We start from the raw sequence: 19,433 nt of genomic DNA on the forward strand, positions 1-19,433 counted from the left end.
AAAAATCCTCTATTAAAACAAAAAAACAGGTAAATTACATTTTCTGTAAGCAGTCAGCAGTCAGCTATCAGCAAAACTCATAAAAAACACAAATTACTGATAGCTGAATACTTACTAAGTTATTAACAATTTAATGGGATATATATATCTTCAGAACTGGGGTTAAGGTAAGGACGTTGCACATCAATTAAATGCTGTGCAAAGTGTTGGTTAATAATCTGTATACGTTCTTCAATGGCGTTTTTCCCTTTTTCCCAAGCTTCTAACAAAGCATTAGCAACTATTTGACAACGGTTCATCCCAAAACTTTCCTGGGCGGCAAATTTTTGGTTTGGTTCTTCTGCTAAACTCAGTCCAGGTGCTAAATATTTGGTAAATAGGGGAATTTCTGGGTGAAAATAAGATTGATTTTCTTGGTAAACTGTCTGAAGAATTTTGTGAATGATGGGGTAATCTTGTCTTTCAAAATAAAGTGTACCAGCATCATACCGCCCATAAGCACCGGGGTTATAAAGAACTTCAAAACTAAAGGGAATATGGTCGTTATTGAGTTGTTGTGTGAGGGTATCCATGAGAGCGATCGCACCTGATGGACTAAAATTAAAATAAATTCGCCCTACTCCTAGATTAGTCTCGGATGTATTTTGGCGTTGTTGTCCTAAATTACTAACCGCCACATAACAGTTATTTTGTAAACGGTTTTTTGGCATCCAAATTGCTATTAAATCACCTACTTTTATCGACTTTTTACTTGATTTGAGATAGCATTCTGGTTCAACATATAATGTTAACCCATTTTTAGTTACTGCTAGAGTTTTATCTGGTTCTCGTCTTAATACTTCCCAATTAGAATCATAGTTACCTATACCATGATTATTTTGGTGTAATTGCTCATAAAAATCCCAATCAATACCCACATTATAATTTTGCTCTAAACTTTTCTGTTGTGAGTTCTGTTGTGAGTTCTGTTGTGAGTAATTACCATCTTCGGCATTGACTGATAAAACAGTTTGCAGCGAACCATTATAATAAATACCGTGGAGAAAATTCCGCAATAGTAAAGCCAGATATTTATGTTGTAAATCTGGTGAATTGTGTTTAAATCTATTCGCTACTGTCGCTGGCAATGCAAAAGGTTGATAATTGGGATGTTGAATACAAAAGTTTGGGGCAATCTGAATATTGCTGGCAATATCAAATAAAGAATTGAGAATTTGATTAGTAGAGTTATCTAACATGAAGAAATTGCACCTCCAAATTTGAATATCATCTAAAATACTACCTAAAATACTACCTAAAATATTACCTAAAATACTAACAACCACGTAGGCGAGTTTTTTCGTAATAAATCCGTAGTAGTTGTTTTTCTTTTTCAGGTTTAGCTTTGGTGTTTAATCCGGTTACTGATTGGAGAATTTCTGCTTCGGAACTGCCGAAAATAGTTAATACTGCTTGTTCAGGCATAATTAACAAACTTTTGGCAACTTCTAGCATACACAGGTGGGTATTATCAAAGTATTTGTGATACTCAATCATGTTTTGAATTTGGTGAGTTAGTGCCAAACCTGTAAACTGAATCACTCGCAGAATAAAGTCCCGACGGTAATCCAAAATTATGGGAAAAGCATGAAGATAAGCGTGGATAACTGCCAAAATTGAAGGTTGAATAACTTCTAAGGGAATGATTGCCAAATTTAGAGATTCTTCTAAATTTAAACTGGGATCTACTACTAAACTAGAAAGCCAAATTTTGACATAGCTTCCTAGTAAAGTGCCTAAATCAAAGGCTGGATCTCCCCAAGTGCAAGCTTCCCAATCAATTAATCTTACCAAACAGTTATCTAGATTTTGCCAACGGGAATGCACCAAAATATTGTTTAATTGTAAATCGTTGTGAGTTAAACAACAAGGTTTCCATTCATAAGCTAAATCGGCGATCGCTGATTCTAAACTTTCATATTGTTGATAGAGTGTATGCAATTTGAGTGCTTCTGTAGGAATATTGCCAAAAATATCTTGATTTATTGATCCTATTCCTTGCGCTGGGTTGTAATAGTGATAGCGAAACTGTCCTTGGGGAGCAGTATCCATAAAATCACGATACTCTCGTTTTTGGAAAGTAGAACGATGTAACACCGCTAATGTATTACCAATGGCGGTGGCAATTTCAATGGGGAAAATACTGTTATTTTCGTAAAATTTCCCCAGTTCCATATATTCGCTGAGGTAACTACGAACCAGGATATAATTTTCTGCATCAAAATGGACCAATAATGATGCGATCGCCGAAATATTCCCCAGCACTGGAAATTTATCCAGTAATTGATGAAACAGCCACTCATTAAAAAATTCATGGGGACTGCTATCAAAATTCCTGCATCGTTCTTGTTTAACCAGAAGTTTACGATTATCTGCCAGCTTCACCAGTAAATTCCGATTATTACCGCCACTTTCTGGTAAATCAGATTCATATAATGCGCCATCTTCTGAGCTACACAGACCTGCTTTGTGCAGATACTGGATAACATTTTGAGAAGACAGTGATAATATCATGTATTAATTTCCTAGTTGCTTAAATTGCTGAAAGAATTACTTAGGTATGCCTTGATTTCCTCTGCTTAGGATTAGGTAGATAGCTACAATAGCGCAAACATTAATAAAGATTGCTACTATCTAGTAATATCCTATTTATTTCAGGAAAACCTGCCAATATGGCAAATTTACCTTTATTTTTCCTTTAAAGTATACTGAAGATACCATAAAATCTTTACACTATTGATAATACTAACTCTAGTATATATAGAGTTCTTTGTTTAAATCTTGTTAATCGTAATTTTTACTAACAATTTAATAATTGCTAGTTCATATCCTTTGCTCTCAAGGATTTTTTTTATCCATACCCTCAATGTGTCATAAAAATCACGCCTTTATTTATAATATAATTGTACTAAAATCAGACTTACTAGGAACAGTATGTTTCAAATTTAACAGTATTTGTGGTCATCTGGGCGAAAATTCGCCTGTAAAGACCAAATTTACTCACTAACTTTTATCTTTACTGATACAGCAGATTGCATATCAACGAGGTACAGAATCAAAATTGAAACCTAGACACATTCGCCAGTTTCACTCCTGACTCCTGCCTCCTGCCTCCTGCCTCCTGCCTTCGTTAAATTTGATTCAATATGACTACTAATGTCACGATCCCAAAAATAATCATCAATCCCCCAGGCATAAATTTCCGTGTTTTAGCCAATCTAATGGAAAAGAAAAATACTAACACACCAATAACAAAAGCTGCTACACTTAAACCCCAGCTTTGTCCTTGAAGTTGGCAGTAAGCAGCAAAGATAATGAATAAGCCACTAATTATACCACTAATTAAGGAAACTTTGCTCTTGGCTTGGATGTAGCCAATGATTCCGCCTAATAATGCTAAAATGCCGTAGCCAAAAGCGGCAACTATACCTAAATTCATTGTTACAGCCTGTGTTGATTTGGATTTTACTTTTAGATTGAGCAGACAAATACAGTTAATTGATGGATGATCAAGGAATGTCTACCGTAAATACTTCGTCTTACACCAAAGTTCAATTCTTCCAACGCCAAGCAGCGTCTCTTTTAATTTACCAATCAGTTCTTAAAGGCGAAGTAGCGATCGCATTTCTTGATCTGCTGCAAGCTATACGTTACACTGACGCAGATGGGCGCGACTGTCTCCAAGCTTACGGTAATTATTTTCAAGCTTTGGCAGCCAGTAAACAAACCTGGGAAGAATACTTAATTAAACAAATTCTCATTGCGGATAACCCCTTTACCAGACTAGCTCAACAGCGAGAATTTACTGATTTACCACCAGCCTTAATTGCAGCAGCCCAGCATGATTTACAAGCCTTACAAAATTTATATGAATGTAATAGTGCTGTTTTAAGTGAGTGGGTGCAAGTGGTATCTCATTTGCCAGTTTCCCCAGTCGTCTGGTATCAAGAACCCCAAGCAGTAGAAGTTGATACTGATTTAATCAGCACTTTACAACAATTAGATACTTGGGCTGATGCTGTTGAAGACTTAGCCGCTTATTATCAACAGCATGGCACTGGTTTATTTGCCCAATATCGCGCTTTTAGGTGGCAAGATGGGCAGTTTTTAGGTATACTCTATCCTGATCCAGTTAAACTAGATACATTAGTAGGTTACGATTGGCAAAAAGATGCTTTGTTAAAAAATACCCTGTTTTTATTGTCAGGACAACCAGCACTGCACGTATTACTATACGGTAGTCGCGGTTCTGGTAAGTCATCTTTAGTAAAATCTTTATTAAACGAATATAGCGACAAAAACCTGCGCTTAATCGAAGTGGCAAAATCAGAATTACAAAACTTACCAAAAATTGTTGAATATTTACGAGGAGTGCCGCAAAAATTTATTATCTTTGTCGATGATCTTTCCTTCGAGGAAGATGATGATGCTTTTAAAGCACTAAAAGTAGTTTTAGAAGGCAGCTTAACCGCTAGACCAGAAAATGTAATTGTTTATGCTACATCCAACCGTCGGCACTTGATTAGAGAGTATTTTAGTGATAGACCTACCCCCAAGGATAACGAAGAAGTCCATGCTTGGGATACAATGCAGGAAAAGCTTTCCTTTAGCGATCGCTTTGGTTTAACATTAACCTTTGAAGCCGCAGATCAAAAAACATATTTACACATTGTTCAGCATTTAGCAGTACAAACAGGCATTAATCTTAAACCCGAAGATTTAGAATTTCAAGCTTTACAATGGGCAACTCGTCATAATGGCCGTTCTGGCCGCACAGCACGGCAGTTTATTGACTTCTTAAAAGCAGATTTAGCTGTGTATGGTAATAATAAAAATAGCCTGTAATTAATTTACAGCAATCAGCAGTCAGCTTTTAAAACTCTTAACTTAGCGACAGCTATACTATTAAATTTTTAAATACAGCAGATTGCAGATCCATGAGGTACAGAATCTAAATTGAAACCTATACACTAAGCTAGTTTTACTCCTGACTCCGGTTGGTGAGCGAAGCCGAACCACTGACTCCTGCTGTAACACACCCTGACTTTCAATAAAATGTGAACAATAATGACCTTAATAACTACTGATTCTCACCAGATTAATAAGCTAAAAACCAGCAAAATGCAATCAGGAATAGTAAGCAATAAAGTGATTTTAGGGGTATCAGCCTTTAGTGTAAGTTTTGGTTTAAGTCTTGTTCCCAACTGGGATTTTACTCAAGCCTTAGTTACTGGAATCATTACCGTACTTGCCACCTATTCAGCCGCCTTATTTGTGGATAAAAGACGCAGAAATTATGAACTGATGGTTTTAAGTTCTCTCTATAGAAAAATTAGAGAATTGGAAGGCTTAAAATATCGCATTGCCAGAGAATTAGAACAAGTACAACAACATAAAATTCTTCTCTATACAGAATCACAGCAACTACAAAATCAAATCGCAGAATCTCGTAATCAAAGAGATAATTTACATCGAGAAATAGGTAATTTTGCTGGACAAAAAAAGCATTTGGAGCTAGAAATTAATAGTATAAAAAATGCCATAGACAAATTAGAAGGCAGCACAATAGAACTCAAAAAATCTTGTTCTGAACTAGCAGCAGAAAAACGCCGTTTAGAGCTAAATTGTAACGTATCCCGTTCAGAAATAACCCAATTACAAACCCAAATAGAAGCATTTAAGCAAGAAAAAGAAGAAATCGAAAATCACCTGATTCTCTCCAATAGACTCAAACCCCAACTAGAAGAAAAACTCTATGAACTCAGAATAGAAATCCAAGACTTAGAAAGCAAAGTCTTCACTAAAAATAACTTATTAAAAGAGACAATTAACGCCCAAGAAAATCTAGAAAATAAACTGAAAAATTTACAAAATCAAAAACAAGCACAACAGGCAGAAATTAGCCAATTACACAATCAAATTTCCTTATTACAAGATGAGCGAGACTTATTACAAAACCAAGTTTGGGAACTACTGCAAAACATAGAAAACCTCAATCAAGAACCATTATCTGATAATACCCAGGAAAATGAAGTTGAATTATTTCCCTTTGATGAATTACTAGAACCTATAGAAGAAAAGCTACCTTCAGAATGGAGGAATTTTTTAGAACAAATGCCAACCCATCAAATTCAGGTATTAAAAGCCATAATCGAACAAGATAATCCCCAAGCTATTATTAAACAAATTGCCGAGGCACAAATCACCATGCCTAATTTATTAATTGATGCTATCAATGAAATCGCCAAAAATACTATTGGTGAATTAATTATTGAAACAGCAGAAGACAAACCGGAAATTTACCCAGAACATCTGCTCAATGTCCAAAAAATTATAGCAATTCATGAAGATTAGAGAAATAAATAGCCCTCATTTATAAACTAATTTTAACCAAACTAATTTTAACCAAACTAATTTTAACCAAACTAATTTTAACCAAACTAATTTTAACCAAACTAATTTTAACCAAACTAATTTTAACCAAACTAATTTTAACCAAACTAATTTTAACCAAACTAATTTTAACCAAACTAATTTTAACCATTGATTGAATAGAAAAAATTGTACTTTTATGATATAATATATTATGCTTTCAAGGAAAAATCAATTAATAACAAACACTAATACAAACTACATGAGCAAACAGAAAATATCAAAAAAAGTATCCACAGCTTTAATCAATTCCCTGGGTGCAGGAGTAGTTCCCAGAACCGGAATTGAACATATAGCCGTAGGTAGAGAAAAAGAACTAAATAGCCTCTTACAAAATCTCAATGATATAGCAGAAGGTGTAGCTGCATTTCGGTTTATAATTGGTAATTACGGTTCAGGAAAAAGCTTCATGCTACAGATGATTCGTAACCATGCAATGGAGCAAGGATTTGTAGTTGCTGATGTTGATTTATCCTCTGGAAGAAGACTAGGAGGAAGCAACAATGAAGGTTTAGCAACCTATCGAGAATTAATGAGTCGTTTAGCTACAAAAACCCGTCCTGATGGTGGTGCTTTAATTTCCATTTTAGAAGGATGGATTAATAAAATTCAGCAAGAAGTAGCCAAAGAAACAGGAATGCGTCCCAATGATGTAGGTTTTGATGACCAATTAGAAAACAAAATTCGGGAAGTAATTCATTATATTGAAGACTTAGTTCATGGCTTTGATTTTGGTAGTGTCATTATTGCTTATTGGCGCAGTTATCGCTTAGATGATGAAGAATTAAAAAACGCCTCCCTACGCTGGTTAAGAGGAGAATTTAACACCAAAACTGAAGCTAGAGCAGCTTTAGGAGTGCGTGTCATTATTGATGATGAAACTTGGTATGATTATATTAAATTATTAGCTAAATTCGTTGCAGAAATCGGCTATAAAGGACTGTTAATTTTAATAGATGAAGCAGTAAATTTATATCAAATATCCACTACAGTTACTCGTGAAAAGAACTATAATAGACTCTTGGGAATGTTTAACGATACCATGCAATGTAAAGCCGAAAATCTGGGGATTTTCATTGGTGGAACTACTCAATTTTTAGAAGACCCAAACCGGGGACTTTTTGCCGATCCAGCTTGGCGCAGACGCACCAAAGAAAGCCGATTTGTTACCCAAGCTAATGTACAAGAATACATCGGGCCTGTGATGCGTCTGCACCCCTTAACAGAAACAGAGATACTTACACTTTTCCAAAGATTAACAGAAATTCATGCCTTAAATTTTGGTTATGAACCAAGATTAAAAGAGACAGATTTAAAAGAATTTGTCCAAGAAATTGTGACTCGCTTAGGTGCAGAAGCTTTATTAACACCAGGGGAAATAATTCGGGATTTTATTAGTGTGTTAAATGTTCTTTATCAAAACCCAGAAATTAAATTCTCTGAATTAATTCACGGTGATAATTTTCAACTTACGGTAGCAGGTAAAGATAGCTATTTAGATGATGATGCTGCCGAATTTAGTTTATGATTATTTCGTTTTTTTCGATGGTGTGACTGTTACAAAGCTGACTACTGTTAGCGTAACTTACCGTATGACTCCTACGTCTTCACGCAAGCCATAGGTGTTAGCTGAATGCTTACAGGTTTTAAACCTTGAATGAAACAATTGTCAATTGTCAATTGTCAATTATCAATTATCAATTATCAATTGATAACTTACTCTTTTGTAATTGGGGTTTGCTGAATAAACCTAAAACCTTGATATATCAAAGGTTAGAGGCTGATAAACACAGAAATTAGTGCAAGGGTTTTGAAGGGTATACCGGAAAAAGTGTGCATTTTTTGGGATTTCAAGAGATGGCAAAGAAATTTTCAAATCTTCTCCTGACTCCTGACTCCTGACTCCTATGCCCTCACGGAAAGACTTTCTCAGCAACCCCTAATTGGTAAACCAAGCCATTCACTAAGTTCTTGTGCTAACCAATCTAATTCTATGGTACTAACAGAAAACATATTATTTTGACTGGTATTAATTTCATACTTTGTCAGCCCCGCCCAGATAATTAAACAGGGATGAGGAGCAAGATTATAATATATACTACCACGCTCCAAACGAATAATATTCTTTCTGTGACTGGGAAGAGGATGATAGCGCCTCATACCAAATAAGTCATAACATAAAGAAATTTCTCGTTTATTGATATACAGTCTTTTTTTGCCAAATAAAGACAGTAGAACGATAAAAATCAATAGGAATATATTAAGTGTAGGTAGCAAAGGTGAAAGGATACCAAATATAGGTGAAAAAATGGAAAAAACAATAGAAAGCGGTAAAACGGTCGTAAAATACCAAACAAACATCACCCCTACCTTAGACATTCCTGATTTGGGGGGAATGAGAATTTCTATAAACTCAGCATTTTTATTTAACATCACCTGACTACCAAAAGGCTTTTCTAAAATCAAATTAGATGTCCTTACTGGAGCAGGAATTTTATTAATAGGTACTTGTAGAGCTTGTAAAGCTTGATCCGCAGAAGTAAAACGTTTACTCAACATCGGTTGTGTCATTCTCCGCAACCAATTACTAAAATCACGACTAATATTTGCAGCTTCTTCAAATTTAATGACTAAATCTTGTTGCGGTAAATCTGCTGGATGTTGACCTGTAACTAAATAAATTAAAGTTGCACCCAAACCATACAAGTCAGAAGCAGGACTAGCTTTACCACTAAATTGTTCAGGTGGCATATATCCATAACTACCCACAACAGTCATGGTACTATTACTTCTAACAATAGTTTGCACTGAACCAAAATCAACTAAATAAACATCACCAACACTATTACCAGAGCGATTTGTTAATAATATATTGCTCGGTTTAATATCACGATGAATTACTGGTGGTTGCTGACTGTGTAAATATTTGAGAATTTCTAGCAATGCAGTTGCTAATTGTTTAACTTCTTTTTCACTAAAACTGCGTCCTGCTTTCAGTTGCATTTCCAAAGATTCAGCAGGAATATAACTTTGTACCAGTGCAAATCCTTTGTAGTTTGGTGTGTCTAATTCAAAATAATCTAAATATTGAGGAATAGCAGGATGAGAAAGTGATTTGAGGGTTTCTGCTTCCCGCTCAAATAACTTTAAATCGTGCCATTGAAAATCATCATCAAATGTTAGTAATTTCACTACTACCAGTTCTTGGGTTTGTAAGTCACGAGTTAACAGTGTCCTCCTTCCTGCTTTTTTACCTAGTTGTTGCTGGACTTCGTAGCGTTCTAATAACGTCTCTTTGGTAATATCACCTGCATCTTGATTTATCATTTTCCTAATTTTACAACTTCACTAAATTGATCACTTGACTTCTTGTTACTAGCTTACTGTAAGCTTACTGAAGTCAGCAACTAATATAAAACACAAAATTCTGTATACAACATTCTGTGAATATCCTGCTATCTATGAGTAACAGCACATTTTCTAGACTTGCTCCCTTTATCCAAGAATACATTTATCTTCACAATTGGACAGAATTAAGACCAGTACAAATTGCGGCTTGTGAAGTTATATTTCAAACTGATGCTCATTTGCTGGTTGCTGCTGCCACTGCTGCGGGAAAAACAGAAGCGGCGTTTTTACCTATTTTAACTTTACTACAGGAAAAACCATCTACTACTATAGGTGTATTGTATATTAGTCCTATCAAAGCTTTAATTAATGACCAATTCCAACGCCTCAATGACTTATTAAAAACCGCAGATATTCCTGTATATTCTTGGCATGGTGATGTATCTCAAAGTCGCAAAAACAAACTTTTAAAAAATCCCCAAGGCATTCTGCAAATTACACCGGAATCTTTAGAAAGTTTATTAATCAATAAACATCAGGAATTAAGCAGATTATTTGCTGATTTACGTTTTATTATTATTGATGAAATTCACGCATTTATGGGTTCAGAAAGAGGTTGTCAAATTCTTTGTCAATTACAAAGATTAGCCAAATTTACCAAAATTAAACCTAGACGCATTGGTTTATCCGCAACTCTTGGTGATTATTCAGTAGCGGAACAATGGTTAATTTCAGGAACAGATAAACCAGTAATTACTCCAAATGTTGAAGCAGGAAAGCGACAAATAAAACTAGCTTTAGAACATTTTTTTATTAATGAAGATATTGATGAATCTGATTATGAAAAATATATTTTTAACCTTACCAAATCTCGTAAATGTTTAATTTTTGCTAATAACCGGAATCAAACAGAATCTGTTATTTCTTCTTTGCGGAACATAGCACAAACCGCAGGGTTTCCAGATATATATCATGTCCATCATGGTAGTATTTCTGCCAGCTTACGACAAACTGCGGAAAATGCTATGCGAGAAGCTAATACTCCTGCAGTGACAGCAGCAACTTTAACTTTAGAATTAGGGATAGATATCGGTTATTTAGAAAGAGTTATTCAATTAGAATCACCTTTATCTGTTGCAAGTTTTTTACAAAGATTGGGACGCAGTGGGAGAAGGGGAGAAACTGCGGATATGCGTTTTATTTGTGCAGAAGAAAAACCATTATCAGAAGCTTTTTTACCAGATCAAATTCCCTGGCAACTTTTACAGTGTATCGCTATTATTCAACTTTATTTAGAAGAACGTTGGATAGAACCAATTACACCAATTAAATATCCTTTTAGTTTACTTTATCATCAAACTATGAGTATTTTAGCAGCAACGGGAGCAATTTCACCTGCTGCTTTAGCTCAACAAATTTTGAATTTATCACCTTTTGCTAATATTTCCCAAGATAATTATAAAACCTTACTTCGTTATTTAATTGATATTAATCACATTCAAAAAACGGAAACTGGTAAATTAATTATTGGTTTAGCAGGGGAAAAAGTAGTTAATAAATTTCAGTTTTATGCTGTGTTTGCTGACTATCAAGAATATACTGTGAAACAAGGGACAACAGAAATAGGTAGTATTGCTACACCTCCTGCTGTGGGTAATCAATTTGGGTTAGCTGGTAAGAGTTGGCAAGTGTTAGAAGTTGATTTTAAAAAGCAGGTGATTTTGGTTAAACAAGTTGAAGGTAAGGCTAATGGTAAAGATAATATCTATTGGCGTGGTGGAAGTGGGAATATTCATGGGAGAATTTTACAAAGAATGCGTCAGGTTTTGTTAGAAGATACAGAATATAGTTATTTACAAAAAAATGCTCAATTGCGTTTGCAGGAAGTGAGGAAATTAACGCACAAGGTGGGATTAGATAAACAGAATATTATACAATTAGAAAAAAATAAATGCTGCATCTTTCCTTGGATGGGTACGGTAGGTTATCGAACTTTAGAAAGATTATTAAATTGTTTTTGTCGAGAATCTTTAGAGATTAGTAGTATTGGTGGGATAAATCCTTATTATTTGACTTTGAAAGTGGGTAAGGATAAGTTTTCTGCTGTTTATTCAGAAATAGTTGGTTTATGTGAGCAAAGAATTACAGCAGAACATTTAGTGAGTCATGCAGAAGCACCGAAATTACAAAAATATGATCAGTTTATTCCTGATGAGTTGTTGCGTAAAGCCTTTGTTAAGGATTATTTGGATATAGAGGAGATGAGGAAAGAGGTTTTAAAATGGTGATTTTGGATCAGCAAAAATTGAATCATTTAAGTTGTATATTTAGGGCGGGCAAGACTTGTACTCAGCGGTTAGTGAGCTTGTACTGAGCGACTTGTACTGAGCGTAGTCGAAGTAAGTCGAAGTGCGCAGTCTAACTATGTCGAACCATGCCCAAACCACAAAATTTTGATAAAATTCTGATATGTAACATAAATTTGTTTTAACTCAGTCTATTTTGAAATGATGTATTCAAATAATTCCACATCTACAGAAAAAACTGCTGTTGTGATTGGGGGAAGCATCGCCGGAATGTTGGCGGCTCAGGTGCTGACTTGGTATTTTGACCGTGTAATAATTGTAGAAAAGGACTTGCTAGGGTCAACTGCACAACCAGAAAAACGCCCTGGTGTTCCCCAATCTTTTCATGTTCATGCCCTACTGATACGGGGGCAACAGATTTTAGAACAATTGTTTCCTGGTATACTTGCTGAATTAGCAGAGTCAGGTACACCTTTTGTAAATTGGACAGCAGATGTTCCTTGGTTGGGTTCTAGCGGATGGTGTCCCCGTTTTCACTCTCATTTAGCTACCCACACCTGTAGCCGGAATTTGCTAGAGTGGATTATCCGCCAGCGTTTGGTGGCAAATGATCGTGTGAAATTGAGGTTAGGTACACAGGTAACTAGCTTTTTATCAAACGCGGACAAAACTCAGGTTACTGGTGTACGGATACGCACTGGTAATGAACCGGAAATAGAGATATTTGCGGATTTAGTGGTAGATGCAACTGGACGAACTTCGCGCACACCTCACTGGTTGCAAGAAATGGGCTATGAACCAACCCAGGCAACAATTGTTAATTCTTTTTTAGGCTACGCTAGTCGCTGGTATCAAATTCCATCAGATTTGCAAATAGATTGGCATTCAGTGTATATAACAGCACAACCACCAGGTACTCGTGGGGGTGTGATTTATAAAGTTGAAGGTAATCGGTGGATTGTGACACTGGTGGGTATAGGTCGAGATTATCCACCTACGGATGAGGGTGGTTTTTTGGAATTTGCTCGCAGTTTGCGATCGCCTATTATTTACGAAACCATCAAAAACGCTCAACCAATTTCACCAATTTACGCCTATAAACGCACAGAAAACTGTCTGCGTCATTATGAAAAACTGTCTAGATTCCCAGAAAATTTAGTAGTAGTCGGTGATGCTGTTTGTAGCTTCAATCCTGTTTACGGTCAAGGTATGACTACCGCTGCTTTAGGTGCTGTAACTCTGGATGAATGTTTAAGTAAGCAAGAAAATTTAACTGGTCTATCTCGACGGTTTCAAAAACAACTTAACAAGGTAATTAGTATACCTTGGATGATTGCTACAGGTGAAGATTTCCGTTGGTCTACCACCGAGGGAGGAAAACCCAGTTTAATCAATAAAATGATGCAAAAATATTTAGAACAAGTGCTGGTTTTACAAAGCAAAAGTGGCGAAGTTCATCAGTTGTTTTTAGAAGTAATCAACATGATCAAACCTCCCAGGGCATTTTTCCATCCCAGAATTTTCATGCAGGTTTTGAAACAGGTTTTAACTTTCCACGTTCAAGGGGAAAATTTGAGTCATGGGGAGAATTTAACCAAATCTCTACCTGCTGTTTTAGAGTAGGTTTTCAGAATTTATCCGCTTTGTTAGGGTTGGCATTAGCTTTTGTGGGATGGGCATACTATGGCTAACGCCACGCTACGCGAACGACAAGCTCAGTACAAGTCTTGCCCGCCCTAATTCTGTAAACTTTACTACTTTTTAAACATCCTCTTAAAAAACTCAGGGATTTGAAAAAAAACTAAAGTTATGTTTAAAAAGTTTAAGTAAAAACACGTAAAAACACACAAATTTTGTAAAATTTTCCAAAAGTTATCTTATTCCTACAAACAACCCGAAAGTTTTCAGTTAACTTATAAATAACACTATTCAAAATCATCAAAATCATTATGCACAGATTATTATCTGGACCGTTGACGACAGAAAAATTAACGGTAAAAATTGCGGGTTTACCTGCATCATTACAAGGTAAAAAACTGGTGCAAATGTCAGATTTTCACTATGATGGTGTACGGTTATCAGATAAAATGTTAAGTCAGGCGATCGCCATCGCTAACCAAGTAAAACCCGACTTAATTTTATTAACCGGCGACTTCATCACCACCAGCACCGCAACCCTTGATCAACTAGCAAAATACCTGAAAAAATTGCAAAGTCGTCATGGTATTTATGCCGTACTAGGAAACCACGATTTATATTATAAAAATTCCCAAACTGAAGTGACAACCACATTAACAAATATAGGTATTCATGTTCTTTGGAATCAAATTTCCTATCCATTAGGAAAAGAATTACCAATTGTAGGACTAGCAGATTTTTACTCAAAAGAATTTAATCCTACACCAGTGATGAACCAACTAGATCCTGATACACCTTGCATAGTTTTATCCCATAACCCAGATACAGCAGAAATATTGCAAAAATGGCGCGTAGATTTGCAATTATCTGGTCATACTCACGGCGGACAAATCGTTATTCCTGGGTTGGGTCCTGTCTTAATGATTCAACATAAAATTCTCAGAATAACACCCAAAATATTACAAAATTTCCTGCCATTTTTCAGAAAAAAACACCCTGTATGTAATCATTGGGAATGGTCACAAGGTTTCCATAAAATAGGCAAAAATCAACTATATATTAATCGCGGTTTAGGTACTTATTTACCAGGACGTTTATTTTGTCCGCCAGAAGTGACTATCATTACTTTACAAAGTAAATAAAAATTGGCAGATCATAAAATATCTATCAGCTTTCAGCAGTCAATGTTTGAGAGGTTAAGCCAAAAATCACTATTTGATAATCTATCAATTTATCAAAAATTATCAAAAATTCTGACTCCTGACTTCTAAATTCTGACATTATTTTATTATAATTTTAAGAATTGTTAACTGTCAAAAATTAAGGTCATGAACGCAGCCGACGATAAAACAATAGTCCGCGAATACTTCAACTCTACAGGTTTTGACCGTTGGAGACGCATCTATGGAGATGGTGAGGTCAACAAAGTACAGCTAGATATCCGTACTGGACATCAACAAACCGTAGATACCGTCATCGGCTGGTTAAAAGATGATAACAATTTATCCCAGTTAACCATCTGCGATGCTGGGTGTGGTGTTGGTAGTCTCAGTATTCCCCTGGCTACTGAAGGTGCTAAAGTTTACGCCAGTGATATTTCCGCCAAAATGGTCTCAGAAGCACAGGATAGGGCTGCATTAGCTTTAAAAAATACAGTTAATCCTGATTTTACAGTACAAGACTTAGAATCGTTAAGTGGCAATTATCACACAGTTATTTGTTTGGATGTGCTGATTCATTATCCCCAAGAAAAAGCAGATGAAATGATTTCTCACCTGTGTTCTTTGGCACAATCACGCATCATGATTAGTTTTGCCCCAAAAACCTTTTTTCTGTCTATCCTCAAAAAAATAGGTACTTTCTTCCCAGGACCAAGTAAAACAACTCGTGCTTATTTACACCGTGAAGCAGATGTAGTGAAAATTCTGGAGAAAAATGGCTTTAAAATACAAAGAAAAGCCATGACTAGAACCCGTTTCTATTTTTCCCGCTTGTTAGAAGCTACAAGGTAAAAATTCCTTGTTTCTCGTTCCCATACTCTGTATGGGAATGAATTTTAGCAGACTCTGGCTGCGATTAAATCAGAGGCAGAGCCTCTTCATAGCATTCCCAGTCGGAGACTGGGAACGAGATAATATTAGTGGAACATAAAAGCAAGTCAGGTTAAAATCGCAAGCAAAGTCTAACTCAGAAGTAAAACTATGAAAACGGCGGAAAAATTGGCTGCTGGTTGGCTGCTTACACTCGGATTCATGTTTTTAACGATATCAGTAACCGCAGGAATTGAAAAACTGACAGCAGAAAAATCAATAAATATACCTACTCAAGATGAGTATGATTGGCAAAATCCCGATTATGAGAATAATGACACTATAGTAGGGGGTATTATTTTTGGTGTTCCTAGTTTGATATTAGGTGGTTGGTTAGCATTAGGACTATATAAGCAAAGCCGACAAGATAAAAAAGCGATTACTCAACAAAATCATGAGCGGTTACAATCCCAATTTTATCAAATATTACAAACAAATAATGGCAGAATTACATTGTTAGGTTTTGCCATGCAGTCACAGTTACCAGCCGCAGAAGCTAAAGAATATTTAGACCAAAAAGCTAAAGAATTTAATGCTAATTTTCAAGTCAATGAAGAAGGAGGGGTATCATATCACTTTGATGTTTAATGTCGCTTTGCTCATTTATAGCTAGGTAATAATGACACAGATTTTTTTAACCATAGCTGCTATTTTCGGTGGTTTATCTGTAGCTGCTGGTGCGTTTGGCGCTCATGCTTTGCGGGAAAAAGTCAGTGAAAGAATGTTGGAAATTTTCGACACTGGCGCACGTTATCAAATGTATCATGCCCTGGCATTGTTGTTAGTGGCTATCCTCATCAGTCGCTTTGAAACTCCACCTACAACTCTGTTAGCTAGTGGCTGGTTATTTATTATTGGTGTGGTGATTTTTTCTGGCAGCTTGTATGCTATCACATTTTCTGGTATAAAATCACTGGGAGCGATCGCACCATTAGGAGGAGTTTCATTAATGGCTGGTTGGGCTGCTTTAGCTATTACTGCTGCAACTATCAAATTTTGATATTTATCAGTTATCAGAGATAATTAGGGTGTAGGGACTATTTATCCTGATACCTGTAAGGGTTTAGAAATTCTAAACCCCTACTGACTCCTAAAATATTGCATTTAAAATATTCCATTATTTATGATCACCTTTGATTGTTTTATTACACTCTTATGTCGCCAACAAAAGAATTAGCAGTTGAATTTAAAAATGTCAGTTTTGAAATTAATCACCGTCTCTTATTATCTAACCTAAATCTTAGCATTTATCAAGGAGAAGCATTAATTTTATTAGGGCGTAGTGGCAGTGGTAAAACTACAACTTTAAAATTAATCAATCATTTACTGACACCCACCCAAGGACAGGTTTTAGTACAATCAAAATCCACTACCCAATGGAATGTAATTAAACTGAGAAGAAAAATAGGTTACGTTATTCAAGAAACAGGTTTATTTCCCCATTTTACCGTAGCTGAAAATGTGGGAATTGTACCATCTTTAGAAAAATGGTCAGCAAATAAAATTCAAACAAGAGTCCATGAAATGTTAGAATTAGTAGGTTTAGAACCTACAAAATTTGCCCAACGTTATCCCCATCAACTATCAGGAGGCCAACGTCAAAGAGTAGGAGTTGCTAGGGCTTTAGCCGCAGATCCACCTATACTATTAATGGATGAACCTTTTGGGGCGTTAGATCCTATTACTCGTTTAGAATTACAACAACAGTTTCAATATTTACAACAACAATTAGGAAAAACCGTGATATTTGTCACCCATGATATTCAAGAAGCTTTCTTTTTAGCCTCCAGAATTGGTTTAATGTATGAAGGAAATTTAGTTGCTTTAGGAACGAGAAGAGAATTTATTAAATCCCAGCATCCTGAAGCACAGGCTTTTTTATCTTGTTTGAATGCTTTAAAACATTGGGAAGAACTTAATTAAGAAAGGAGTCAGGAGTGGGGAGTAAGGTTGAATTTAAACGCTTTATTAACTCTGAATTAATACTTTAGATACATCAATTAAAAATATATAACAATCAAAAATCATGTTTTTATTTAAATATGCTTCAGAAATTATCCTCCGCAGTGGCGAACATTTAATATTAGTAGCTATAGCCATGATAGTGGCCATTTCTATTGGTATTCCTTTGGGTATTTTTATCACCCGTCAACCAAAACTTGCACCTCCCATTTTGGGTTTAGCAAACGCTATCCAAACTATTCCCAGTTTAGCCATATTTGGTTTTTTAATTTCCGTTCCCTTTTTAGGAGGAATCGGTAAAAATCCGGCTGTTGTTGCCTTAACTCTTTACGCCTTATTACCGATAATTCGTAATACTTATATTGGTATTAATGGCATTGATCCCGCCATTAAAGAAGCGGGCATAGGTATAGGAATGACAGATAGAGAATTATTATTTCAAGTAGAAATTCCTTTAGCTTTAGGAGTTATTTTAGCAGGTGTAAGAGTTGCTACTGTTATATCTGTAGGAATTGCCACTATTGCTGCTGCTATTGGTGGTGGTGGTTTGGGAATCTTTATTTTTAGGGGTATTTCTACAGTTAATAATGAATTGATTTTAGCAGGTGCAATACCCGCAGCTTTAATTGCTTTAGGTGCAGATTTTGGATTAGGTTTTTTAGAAAAAACCTTCACTAAGCAACAAGGAAGTAAACCAAAAATAGCTGTGATTTTAGGAATAATTGTCTTTATTATATCTGGATTATTTGTATTTAACTCTCAGCAAACATCAGCGACAATCACTATTGGTTCAAAAAACTTTACTGAACAAGTAATTTTAGGTGAAATATTAGCACAAACAATAGAAAACAATACTAATTTAGAAGTAGATAGAAAGTTTAATTTAGGTGGTACATTTATTGCCCATGAAGCAGTGAAAGCGGGAAAAATAGCCGGTTATGTAGAATATACAGGTACAGCTTTTACAGCAGTTTTAAAAGAAAAAACCATTACAGATCCGCAAGTTGTTTATGAAAGAACTAAAAAAGCATATCAAGAAAAATATAATTTAACCGTCATGCAACCTTTAGGTTTTGAAAATACCTATGCGATGCTTATTCGTGCTGAAGATGCAAAAAAATGGCAAGTTAAAACCCTTTCAGAAATTGCTAAATATACTCCCCAAATGCAAGCAGGTTTTGGTTATGAATTTTTAGAACGTGCTGACGGTTATCCTGGTTTATCTAAAACTTATGGTTTAAAATTTGCTAATATTAAACAAATGGAATTAGGTTTAATGTATCAAGCATTAAAGGAAAAACAAGTTGATTTCATAGCCGCAAATTCTACAGATGGTTTAATTCCAGTTTTGGATTTAGTGATGTTAGCAGATGATAAAAAATACTTTCCACCTTATGAAGCAGTACCTGTTTTCAATCAAGAAATTCTTGAAAAATATCCAGAGTTAGTAGAAACTATTAATAAGTTAGCGGGTAAAATTTCTACAGCAGAAATACAGCAGATGAATTATCAAGTTGATAATCAATCTCAACCTGTGGAAGAGGTGGTAAAGGAGTGGTTAAAATCTAAAAAAATATGAGAAATAATGAGAAATAATATGAATTTTGTGTTACCATTA

The 19,433-nt window shown here is 35.4% G+C and carries 15 protein-coding genes; 11 read left to right on the forward strand and 4 right to left on the reverse strand.

Annotated features, from left to right (window positions below):
* Positions 1-122: 122 nt before the first annotated feature.
* The 3 genes from H6F47_RS10885 to H6F47_RS10895 form a co-directional block, all read right to left on the reverse strand.
* Positions 123-1,238: a T3SS effector HopA1 family protein gene (locus H6F47_RS10885; RefSeq protein WP_190649190.1), complete on the reverse strand. Its 1,116-nt coding sequence runs from the start codon at positions 1,236-1,238 to the stop codon at positions 123-125.
* A gap of 76 nt (positions 1,239-1,314) precedes the next feature.
* On the reverse strand, positions 1,315-2,553 hold the full coding sequence (locus H6F47_RS10890; protein WP_187040374.1) for an aminoglycoside phosphotransferase family protein: 1,239 nt from the start codon (positions 2,551-2,553) through the stop codon (positions 1,315-1,317).
* Positions 2,554-3,169: 616 nt separating this feature from the next.
* A complete protein-coding gene (locus H6F47_RS10895; RefSeq protein WP_096567388.1) occupies positions 3,170-3,478 on the reverse strand; it encodes a TMEM14 family protein in 309 nt (102 codons plus the stop codon).
* A 77-nt stretch (positions 3,479-3,555) separates the two neighbouring features.
* On the opposite strand from H6F47_RS10895, the gene H6F47_RS10900 reads away from it, so the two are divergent.
* The 3 genes from H6F47_RS10900 to H6F47_RS10915 all read left to right on the forward strand — a co-directional run bounded on the left by H6F47_RS10900 (position 3,556) and on the right by H6F47_RS10915 (position 7,999).
* Positions 3,556-4,884, forward strand: a complete 1,329-nt coding sequence (locus H6F47_RS10900; protein WP_190649152.1) for an ATP-binding protein — start codon at positions 3,556-3,558, stop codon at positions 4,882-4,884.
* Positions 4,885-5,106: 222 nt separating this feature from the next.
* A complete protein-coding gene (locus tag H6F47_RS10905) occupies positions 5,107-6,393 on the forward strand; it encodes a tellurite resistance TerB C-terminal domain-containing protein (RefSeq protein WP_242027379.1) in 1,287 nt (428 codons plus the stop codon).
* Positions 6,394-6,673: 280 nt separating this feature from the next.
* The gene (locus H6F47_RS10915) at positions 6,674-7,999 is read left to right on the forward strand and encodes an ATP-binding protein (protein WP_190649155.1); all 1,326 of its coding nucleotides are present in this window, start codon (positions 6,674-6,676) and stop codon (positions 7,997-7,999) included.
* Between the two features lie 401 nt (positions 8,000-8,400).
* Here the strand turns inward: H6F47_RS10915 and H6F47_RS10920 are convergent, their stop codons facing one another.
* The gene (locus H6F47_RS10920) at positions 8,401-9,798 is read right to left on the reverse strand and encodes a serine/threonine-protein kinase (RefSeq protein ID WP_190649158.1); all 1,398 of its coding nucleotides are present in this window, start codon (positions 9,796-9,798) and stop codon (positions 8,401-8,403) included.
* Between the two features lie 134 nt (positions 9,799-9,932).
* Between H6F47_RS10920 and H6F47_RS10925 the strand changes: the two genes are divergently transcribed.
* From H6F47_RS10925 to H6F47_RS10960, 8 genes are all read left to right on the forward strand, one after another.
* Complete coding sequence (locus H6F47_RS10925) at positions 9,933-12,107, forward strand: DEAD/DEAH box helicase (protein ID WP_190649161.1); 2,175 nt, start codon at positions 9,933-9,935, stop codon at positions 12,105-12,107.
* Between the two features lie 219 nt (positions 12,108-12,326).
* Complete coding sequence (locus H6F47_RS10930) at positions 12,327-13,748, forward strand: FAD-dependent monooxygenase (RefSeq protein WP_190649163.1); 1,422 nt, start codon at positions 12,327-12,329, stop codon at positions 13,746-13,748.
* Positions 13,749-14,074: 326 nt separating this feature from the next.
* Positions 14,075-14,905 (forward strand): metallophosphoesterase, encoded by an 831-nt coding sequence (locus tag H6F47_RS10935; RefSeq protein WP_190649165.1) that lies wholly within the window; start codon positions 14,075-14,077, stop codon positions 14,903-14,905.
* 186 nt (positions 14,906-15,091) lie between these two features.
* A complete protein-coding gene (bchM, locus tag H6F47_RS10940) occupies positions 15,092-15,775 on the forward strand; it encodes a magnesium protoporphyrin IX methyltransferase (RefSeq protein ID WP_096567375.1) in 684 nt (227 codons plus the stop codon).
* A gap of 189 nt (positions 15,776-15,964) precedes the next feature.
* Positions 15,965-16,441, forward strand: coding sequence for a hypothetical protein (locus H6F47_RS10945; RefSeq protein ID WP_190649168.1), 477 nt, complete (start codon positions 15,965-15,967; stop codon positions 16,439-16,441).
* 31 nt (positions 16,442-16,472) lie between these two features.
* Positions 16,473-16,853, forward strand: coding sequence for a DUF423 domain-containing protein (locus H6F47_RS10950; RefSeq protein WP_096567371.1), 381 nt, complete (start codon positions 16,473-16,475; stop codon positions 16,851-16,853).
* Positions 16,854-17,008: 155 nt separating this feature from the next.
* Positions 17,009-17,776: an ATP-binding cassette domain-containing protein gene (locus H6F47_RS10955; RefSeq protein WP_137666763.1), complete on the forward strand. Its 768-nt coding sequence runs from the start codon at positions 17,009-17,011 to the stop codon at positions 17,774-17,776.
* Between the two features lie 103 nt (positions 17,777-17,879).
* The gene (locus H6F47_RS10960) at positions 17,880-19,394 is read left to right on the forward strand and encodes a glycine betaine ABC transporter substrate-binding protein (RefSeq protein ID WP_190649170.1); all 1,515 of its coding nucleotides are present in this window, start codon (positions 17,880-17,882) and stop codon (positions 19,392-19,394) included.
* The last annotated feature ends 39 nt before the right edge of the window (positions 19,395-19,433 follow it).

The sequence above is a fragment of the Sphaerospermopsis sp. FACHB-1094 genome, from assembly GCF_014696195.1.
In the GTDB taxonomy this organism is placed as follows: Bacteria; Cyanobacteriota; Cyanobacteriia; order Cyanobacteriales; family Nostocaceae; genus Sphaerospermopsis; species Sphaerospermopsis kisseleviana.

What these genes read in the sequence shown, in the direction of transcription:
- H6F47_RS10945 (WP_190649168.1), top strand. Translation starts at nt 15,965, where the DNA reads ATGAAAACGGCGGAAAAATTGGCTGCTGGTTGGCTGCTTACACTCGGA.
- bchM (WP_096567375.1), top strand. Translation starts at nt 15,092, where the DNA reads ATGAACGCAGCCGACGATAAAACAATAGTCCGCGAATACTTCAACTCT.
- H6F47_RS10905 (WP_242027379.1), top strand. Translation starts at nt 5,107, where the DNA reads ATGACCTTAATAACTACTGATTCTCACCAGATTAATAAGCTAAAAACC.
- H6F47_RS10890 (WP_187040374.1), bottom strand. Translation starts at nt 2,553, where the DNA reads ATGATATTATCACTGTCTTCTCAAAATGTTATCCAGTATCTGCACAAA.
- H6F47_RS10925 (WP_190649161.1), top strand. Translation starts at nt 9,933, where the DNA reads ATGAGTAACAGCACATTTTCTAGACTTGCTCCCTTTATCCAAGAATAC.
- H6F47_RS10900 (WP_190649152.1), top strand. Translation starts at nt 3,556, where the DNA reads ATGTCTACCGTAAATACTTCGTCTTACACCAAAGTTCAATTCTTCCAA.
- H6F47_RS10930 (WP_190649163.1), top strand. Translation starts at nt 12,327, where the DNA reads ATGATGTATTCAAATAATTCCACATCTACAGAAAAAACTGCTGTTGTG.
- H6F47_RS10955 (WP_137666763.1), top strand. Translation starts at nt 17,009, where the DNA reads ATGTCGCCAACAAAAGAATTAGCAGTTGAATTTAAAAATGTCAGTTTT.
- H6F47_RS10920 (WP_190649158.1), bottom strand. Translation starts at nt 9,798, where the DNA reads ATGATAAATCAAGATGCAGGTGATATTACCAAAGAGACGTTATTAGAA.
- H6F47_RS10915 (WP_190649155.1), top strand. Translation starts at nt 6,674, where the DNA reads ATGAGCAAACAGAAAATATCAAAAAAAGTATCCACAGCTTTAATCAAT.
- H6F47_RS10935 (WP_190649165.1), top strand. Translation starts at nt 14,075, where the DNA reads ATGCACAGATTATTATCTGGACCGTTGACGACAGAAAAATTAACGGTA.
- H6F47_RS10950 (WP_096567371.1), top strand. Translation starts at nt 16,473, where the DNA reads ATGACACAGATTTTTTTAACCATAGCTGCTATTTTCGGTGGTTTATCT.
- H6F47_RS10895 (WP_096567388.1), bottom strand. Translation starts at nt 3,478, where the DNA reads ATGAATTTAGGTATAGTTGCCGCTTTTGGCTACGGCATTTTAGCATTA.
- H6F47_RS10960 (WP_190649170.1), top strand. Translation starts at nt 17,880, where the DNA reads ATGTTTTTATTTAAATATGCTTCAGAAATTATCCTCCGCAGTGGCGAA.
- H6F47_RS10885 (WP_190649190.1), bottom strand. Translation starts at nt 1,238, where the DNA reads ATGTTAGATAACTCTACTAATCAAATTCTCAATTCTTTATTTGATATT.